The organism is Pseudomonas avellanae BPIC 631, assembly GCF_000444135.1.
Taxonomy (GTDB): domain Bacteria; phylum Pseudomonadota; class Gammaproteobacteria; order Pseudomonadales; family Pseudomonadaceae; genus Aquipseudomonas; species Aquipseudomonas avellanae.
The window spans coordinates 1-7,502 of sequence record NZ_ATDK01000416.1; the positions used below are offsets into that span (position 1 = coordinate 1).

General features: G+C 57.7%; 4 protein-coding genes, 1 tRNA gene and 2 pseudogenes. 2 read left to right on the forward strand and 5 right to left on the reverse strand.

What is annotated here, in order from left to right:
- Positions 1-189 precede the first annotated feature (189 nt).
- Together DW49_RS01000000128810 and DW49_RS0123375 are read right to left on the reverse strand one after the other, a co-directional pair.
- Entirely contained in the window at positions 190-732 is a 543-nt protein-coding gene (locus DW49_RS01000000128810) for a hypothetical protein (RefSeq protein WP_229687549.1), read from the reverse strand.
- Between the two features lie 621 nt (positions 733-1,353).
- Positions 1,354-1,429 (reverse strand) — tRNA-Asn (locus DW49_RS0123375).
- 910 nt (positions 1,430-2,339) lie between these two features.
- On the opposite strand from DW49_RS0123375, the pseudogene DW49_RS1000000134385 reads away from it, so the two are divergent.
- Both DW49_RS1000000134385 and DW49_RS1000000134390 read left to right on the forward strand, forming a co-directional pair.
- Positions 2,340-3,209 (forward strand): annotated as a pseudogene (locus DW49_RS1000000134385) (cache domain-containing protein); the annotation flags it as partial.
- Between the two features lie 285 nt (positions 3,210-3,494).
- A pseudogene (locus DW49_RS1000000134390) lies at positions 3,495-4,070 on the forward strand (methyl-accepting chemotaxis protein); the annotation flags it as partial.
- A gap of 56 nt (positions 4,071-4,126) precedes the next feature.
- Here the strand turns inward: DW49_RS1000000134390 and DW49_RS0123385 are convergent.
- The 3 genes from DW49_RS0123385 to tolQ are packed head-to-tail and all read right to left on the reverse strand — an operon-like array spanning position 4,127 to position 6,129.
- A complete protein-coding gene (locus DW49_RS0123385) occupies positions 4,127-4,966 on the reverse strand; it encodes an energy transducer TonB (protein WP_005618785.1) in 840 nt (279 codons plus the stop codon).
- Complete coding sequence (gene tolR, locus DW49_RS0123390; protein ID WP_005618787.1) at positions 4,963-5,409, reverse strand: protein TolR; 447 nt, start codon at positions 5,407-5,409, stop codon at positions 4,963-4,965. The genes DW49_RS0123385 and tolR overlap by 4 nt, the downstream gene beginning before the upstream one ends.
- A 9-nt stretch (positions 5,410-5,418) precedes the next feature.
- A complete protein-coding gene (tolQ, locus tag DW49_RS0123395; protein ID WP_005618789.1) occupies positions 5,419-6,129 on the reverse strand; it encodes a protein TolQ in 711 nt (236 codons plus the stop codon).
- Between the last annotated feature and the right edge of the window lie 1,373 nt (positions 6,130-7,502).

Genomic DNA, 7,502 nt, shown 5'->3' on the forward strand with positions numbered 1-7,502 from the left:
ATGATGACGGAAATGATGTCCAAGCATCATGAGAGTCCATCCCTAACTCAATAGCCGGGTGTTGCACTCAGCCTCTGAAACCGCCAGGAATAACTTCCTCGATAATATTTTTTCCATTCAGGTCACCGACACACTGCGCACTTCGCCCCACCTGATCAGCCGAAAAAAAGGAAAATAATAAATCTTGTATTATGCCCCCCCCGTATACTGAACAATGATTGACTCCCCTAATACCTGATCACCGTCTATCTTCCTTACTATATTTTTTTCGATCTTGCCACCGCCTAACATTTTTATATGCTTGGACTCGTACTGGTATACACTTTGAATTTTTGTAACAGCCTCCTTGCTTATACCCCCATCTGTCCCCTTATAAAATCTATATACTTGATCAGTGGTAGGTTCTAACTTGGCAATCTCTGCACCTTCGACAAAACCATACCCCTTATTCAAAAAATACTTAGACTCTACTTGCCTAATACGAGGATAGAAAAACCCCTCTACAGGCTCTTTAGCATAAACGTGCAGCCCTGCCGTAGTAGCGCATGCCACTTTCCACTCAGCATAAGAATAGAGCTCAGACCCATAGAATATAAAAGACAGACTCAAAAATCTGATAGCAACATGAATTTTCTTTACGTTCCGAGAATAACCCCACAAAGAAACCTTGCAGATAAACCAGAAAGTGACGATGTAATACAAGCACAGCAATGGAACTATAAAGATACCCAATTTCTCATCTCTCCCTTATCATCAGATCACGCTGATGTCACAACGTTATTTAAATAGACCGTAGGCAAGGTGCCTCTACCTTTGAGCACACCATTATGCAAAGAAATTTCAATACCTGGCTTGAAAGCTGACGCATTGATCAAAAAATGAAATACTTGGCGCACTTTTCAGCAAGTGATAAGTCTTTATCAATACCGAAAAAATATCGGTAGAACGCATATCTGCATTCATTAACGGACGTTGTCGACCTGTATCAAATCTTGTACAAATCTGTAGGGAAAGTAAATCTCAACTCGTGCTGGCAGAATGCTTTTATTGCAAACAAAGCAATAATCCGACGAACGGTATTGAACCATCTGCTAGAAAGCTGTGCGCCGCAGTTAACGGCCACGCGAAATCGCCCCTCGCTTTAAAAGCGTGAGGTTTCTAAAAGGGGATTTATAGAACGAGTGTTGTCGATGGATCGTGCGAGATGCGAATGCAGCAGGATTGGTAAATTCAGAAGCTAAACGATATTTAAATTCAAGACTGGCCGCGGGTAAGGCTCCAAACCCTAGCTACCGCGGTTAAGTGATTGCGCAGCCCTCACTTAAATCAACACTGAACCTACATTACAGAAAGTGGCTCCACGACCTGGACTCGAACCAGGGACCCAGTGATTAACAGTCACTTGCTCTACCAACTGAGCTATCGCGGAATGAGCGCTATGTTACTGATTAGGAAAAGGAAGTCAAGCGAGGGCTGAAAAAATTTCGGCGCTGCGGCTTGCGCGCACGCCCAGCGTTACACACACGTCTCAAGGAGGCCATAGAACGAGCTTCTGCCCGAAGGGCGTAGGAGTTTCAGGAGGTTACGACGGCTACGATGGGCTGCGAAGCGGTCCCAAAACAGATCACTTCGGTTTTACCAGATATAACGCATGCACCGGTTTTGCTGCCGGTTCCCGGCAGATCGCGGACAAGTCCGCTCCTACACCTGAGAGATCGCGGACAAGCGGGCGTCGCCTGGTCCGCTCATACACCCTGAGCATGAAAATTCCGGCTTCTGCCCGAAGGGCGTAGGAGTTTCAAGAGGTTATGACGGCTACGATGGGCTGCGAAGCGGCTCCAAAACGGGCTACCTCGGTTGTACCAGATGTACCACATGCACCGGTTATGCTGCCGGTTCCCGGCAGATCGCGGACAAGTCCGCTCCTAAACCTGAGAGATCGCGTACAAGCGGGCGTCGCCCGGCCCGTCTGATCGTACTGAAATGGCGTTTATGTCACATCAAGAAACATCTGCACCAGCCGAGACCTCGGTCAGGTAGTCCCTTTCCCACGGCTCAGGTATAACAAAAAAATGGCCTCGCTCAAGACAGTGCAAGCTCGCTACACCGCAACCTTCGTGGGGTTCATGGCCTTGGTCATCGTTCTGACGGTTTATGGAATCGGTCAGTTTGTCTCCCCCAGGCTTACCGCCAACGATGAAAACATGCTGACCGCCAAGGCGGCAGACATCAGTAACGAGATCAAGACCGAGCTGGCCCGTGTACAGGCGCAGGCGCGGGTGATAACTGAACTGGTGCCGCAGCTTTCCAGTGACGATATCGACCGCCTGCTGCCTTTCATGGTCAACCAGTACGGTGAGGCCAAGGTATTCGGCGGCGGGATCTGGCCTTTGCCGAACGTGCGCACGCCCGGTCGTGCCAAGCACAGCACCTTTTACCATCGCGATGCGTCGGGCAAGTTGATCGTCAACACTCACTGGAACTCGCCCGAGTCGCTCAACTATTTCGAACAGGGCTGGCATAAAGGTGGCTTGAACTCCCCTGCCGGCCAGTGCGCCTGGGCGCCCGCGTATCAGGACGCCGCCAGCCCTGAACCGCGTACCAACTGCGCCATGGCCATCACCAAAGACGGACAGCCGTGGGGCGTGTCGACCATCGACGTGACGCTAGGCTTTTTCAACAAGCTGGTTGAAGCCAAAGAGCAGGAAGTCCACGGCCGGATCATGATCATCGAAGCTGATGGCAAGATTCTGTCCAACGTGCCGGGCAGCAGCGACAAGATCGTGTTGCGCAATGTGTCCGAACTGGCCGCGCAGTCGCCGTTCATCAATGGCATCAAGTCAGCACTGGCCGCCAAGGGTACTGGCACTTCGCGCCTGACTTACCAGAACAGCGATGGCGAGGAATCGACGCTGTTTCTGATGCCGGTCGCAGGCACGCCTTGGTTGTTGGCGGTCTCGCAAAATACCGATTTGCTGAAAAGCCAGAGCGCCACGGTTCTCAAGACCCTGGCCTGGCTGCAGATCCCGATGGTTCTGGTACTGCTGATCCTGATGATCGTCGCGCTGCGCACGCTGATGAATCGCCTGAGCGTTCTGAAAGTCAACATCGACACGCTGTCGGCTGGCGATGCCGACCTGACTCTACGCATTACCGTCAAAGGGCATGATGAAGTCGATCAGGTGGGCGAGTCGGTCAACAACTTCATTGCTTATCTGCAACGCATGATGCTCGACGTCAGCAGCTCCACCAGCGAGATTGCCAGCGGTATCGAACAACTGCGCAGTCAGGCTGGCGTGACCAATGCGATCCTGATCCGTCACGCCAACGAGACTGATCAGGCCGTAACGGCGATCACCGAGATGTCTTCCACCGCTGACGAAGTGGCCCGCAGTGCAGCGCAGACCGCAAGCTTTACTCAGTCGGCCAATGAGAACGCGCAGGTATCGAAAACCGTGGTTGCGGACGCGTCTGACAGTGTGAATGCGCTGATCAGCGAGGTTGATTCGGCCACCAGCAAAGTGCAGTCGATGGAGCAGGACGCCAAGCGTATCAACGCGGTACTGGCGGTGATCGGCGAAATTGCCGGGCAGACCAACCTGTTGGCGCTCAATGCGGCCATCGAAGCCGCGCGTGCCGGTGAACAGGGTCGTGGTTTTGCGGTGGTGGCTGATGAGGTCCGCGCCCTCGCCGCGCGTACCCAGGCCAGTACGTCAGAAATCAACGAAATGCTCAGCAGCCTGCAACAGGGCGTCAGCGCTGCCGTCGCGGCGATGGAAAAAACCCGTCAAAGCTGTCAGGCCACTGCGGGCAAGACCACCGCCGTGACCACCGGGCTGGACGACATGACCCGTTCGGTGCTGCAGATCAACGACCTGAGCACGCAAATCGCCACCGCGGCCGAAGAGCAAAGCGCGGTGTCCGAGGAAATCAGCCGCAACATCATTGCTGTGCGCCACATCGTCGAAGAACTGGTCGAAGGTGGCTCCAGCAACGAGAGAAGCACTGCGGCACTGTCCGAGTCCAACACCCGCCTGATTGCGCTGGTACGACGCTTCAAGGTCAGTTAAGCCTGTGCGGGCCTGACGGCGCCTTGCGCCAGGCCCGCCTTCTGCTTGATCCAGGTCTACTTGATCCGATAGTGAAAGGTATTTTTCACGCCGGACACCATCACCGCCCTGCCCTCGACAATCCTTGGTTGATAGCGAAAAGTCTCTGCTGCGGCCAGCGACGGGCGCATGAACAGCGGATGGCAGCTGCCCTGCACTTGCGGGTTGACGACTTTGCCTTGCGGCGAGACGTCGTAGACCACTGTGCAATCCCCCTCGATGCCTTTGTCCAGCGCCCGCTCGGGGTAGTCCGGAGCCTCTTTGCTCAGCGGCTGGTATTGACTGCTGTCGGCGGCGGCTTGCTGCTGTTGTGCCTGTTGCTGCACCTGCGTTTGACGAGCACGCTCGGCGGACTGGCGCGCCTGCTCGGCCTGGCGTTGCTGCTCAGCCTGAGCCTGTTGGCGCTGCTGCTCGGCTTCCCGAGCGTTTTGCGCACGCTGGCGTTGCTCGGTTTCACGCTCGCGCTTCTGCTCATCGACGCGTTTGCGTGCCAGCGCCGCCTGCTCAAGCTGGCGCTGCGGTTGTGCCTGGGGTTTGGGGGCTTCTAGCGGTTTTACCACCGGCGGCGGTGCAACCACGGGTGGCGGTGGCGGCGCTTGAACAGCTTCGGCAACAGCCACTGGCGCTGCCGGCACAGGTGCAGGTGCTGGCGGCAGCATCACCAGTTGGGTGGTCAGTGTTCTTGGCGGCTCAGGGCGTTTTTCCTGCGCGTTCCAGCCGAGCATCAGGCCGCCCAGCAGCGCACCGTGCAAGGCCAGCGCAACGGCAGCCGCCAGGCCATTGCTGCGCAGCCACGGCCCGTTCAGCCATTCGAGATGTGGCCGACTATCCTCGATCGCCAGGGTCATGGTGGTCATTGCGGGGCCTCGGTCACCAGCCCCAACCGGGTCACGCCACTGCGTTGCAGCGCCGCCATGGCGGCAACCACCCGGCCATAATCGGCTTTGTCATCGGCACGGATGAACACCTGGGTGTCCTTGCGCTCGGCAATCAGCTGGGCAATACGCCCCTGCATGTCTTCCAGGCTGGCGGCCTGATCGGTCTGCGCCTGGGTATCGAGCGTTTCACCGAGGTTCCAGTAGTAGCCGCCCTGCGCCTTGACCGACAAGGTCACGATGCGCTGCCGGGTATCGCTGGCAAGCGCCTCGCTGGCGATTTTTGGCAAATCGAGCTTCACACCTTGAGTGAGCATCGGCGCGGTGACCATGAAGATCACCAGCAGCACCAGCATCACGTCAATGTACGGCACGACATTCATTTCGGCTTTCGGGCCATGTTTACGTTGCGGTTTGACCAGCATGGCAAGTCCTCAGGCCGCAGCGGCCATGTTGCGTGGCAGACCTTGCAGCGTGCGGTTGAGGCGCACCTGCAGTTCGTTGCCAAAGGTGTAGTACCGCGCCGTCAGGGTCTGGCCGCGTGCGGCAAAACGGTTATAGGCGATGACCGCCGGAATAGCGGCGAACAGGCCGATGGCGGTTGCAATCAACGCTTCGGCGATGCCCGGTGCGACCGTGGACAGCGTCGCCTGTTGCACCTGCGACAGGCCGATGAACGAATTCATGATCCCCCACACCGTGCCGAACAGGCCGATGTACGGGCTGACGGAGCCCACCGTGGCGAGAAACTGCAGGCCTTTTTCCAACTGCAATTCCTGCTCGCTGATCGCCACCTGCAACGAGCGTTCGACGCCTGACAGCACCACATCGGGATCGATGCCGGGGCGATGTTTGAGCTGCATGTACTCGGCGTAGCCGGCCTGAAAGACCGGGCCGATCCCGCCAGAATCGCTTTGGGCTGAAGACGCCTGCGCGTACAGCGGCGCCAGCTCGGCTTCGCTGCGAAAACGCTGCTGGAAGGCATCCAGCGAACGCTCGTAATGACGCAGGGCCAGGCTGCGCTGAACGATCAGAAACCAGCTGACCAGCGAGGCGAGCAGCAGAATCAGCATCACGGCCTTGACCAGCAGGCTGGCATCGCTGATCAGGCCCCAGACGGTCATGTGTTCGAGGGTGGCGTGCATCGGGTAGTCCTCTGTAATGAAACGAATGATTAGCACCGCTTGATGACAAACGATTTACGGCAGCTTGAGGGTTTTCGTCACCTCGGCCCACGGCACGAACTTGAAGTTCTGCGCCTGTTCCGGCATGCGCTTGCGCCCGTCCTGCACCACCAGCATGCCTTTGCTCCACGGGCCGCCGAGGTTCATGGAGGTCACTTCGATGCCGTCGGTTTCCGAGGTGCCGTCAATCCCGGCGCTTGCATTGAGGCCGACCCGAAACGCACCGCGCAGCGTGTAAGGCGGCTCGGCATCGACCACCACGTAGCTGTCGTTGCCCTGGCTCGAGATCACCAGATAGTCGTGGGCATCGCTCTGATACAGCGCCAACCCCTCGACGTCGGCATGTACCACGTCGCCCACCTTGATCACGCTGGACAGCGTCGCAGGCTGATCGGCACGCGCGTCGACTTCCCAGACGCCAACGTCCTCTTCACCGAGAAACAGGCGCTGACGCTGGTCATCCGCAACGCAGCCTTCCGGCTGGGTTTCAACCTTGAAGCTGCGCACCAGCTCGCCTTGCGCCTTGCCGTCCGGAGCGCTGAGCCGATACTGAAGAAAGCTGCCGTCCTTGCCATTGGCGAACGCATACAGCTCGCCGCTGGCAGGCTTGAACAGGCAGACGCCGTAGATTTCCGCCAAGGGCGTGGGGATCTCGCCCGCTTCGCTGATAGCGCCACTGGTGCGGTCGATGCTGAACAGGCTCAGGCTGTTGCGGTCACGGTTGCTGGCCACCGCCAGATCGACGTTCTTTTTGCCGAGCATGAAACCGGGCCGGATATCGACGTTGTTCAAGCGCCCGACCGGCAGTTCCTGCAGTTGCTTGCCACTCAGGTCGTAGGCCAGCAGGCCCTGTTTCTTGTTGGTGCCCAGCACCCGGCTCTGCGCTGGATTCTGTGGGTTGACCCAAATGGCCGGATCGTCGGCTGCGTCACCCTGCCGCCCCACCGGCTGGCTCTGACCGAGGGCCACGACACTGGGCAGCGGCGCAGTAACGGCCACCGGTTGTGGCGTCCAACCCACGTCACCCTGATACAGCCGCTCGCCGTCGTTATCGTTGACCAGCACCTGCACACCGTTCTTGTCCTGACGTGCAGACAAGCCTTCGGGCTTTTTCAGGTTCATCAGTGACAGCTCGGCAACCGGCGTCCAGCTCTCGCCCCTTTCCTGATAAAGATGCAAAGACTTGCCTTTCGGGTCCAGCGCCAGCAAGCCACCGGGCACGACGGCCATAGCCCCCGCAGCCTGTTTCACCTCGCCAAACGGCTCGCGCAAGGCCACCGGCTGACGCGCGACATCGGCTTCGGGGTGCGCCAGATCGGAAGAGCGGTTCAGCA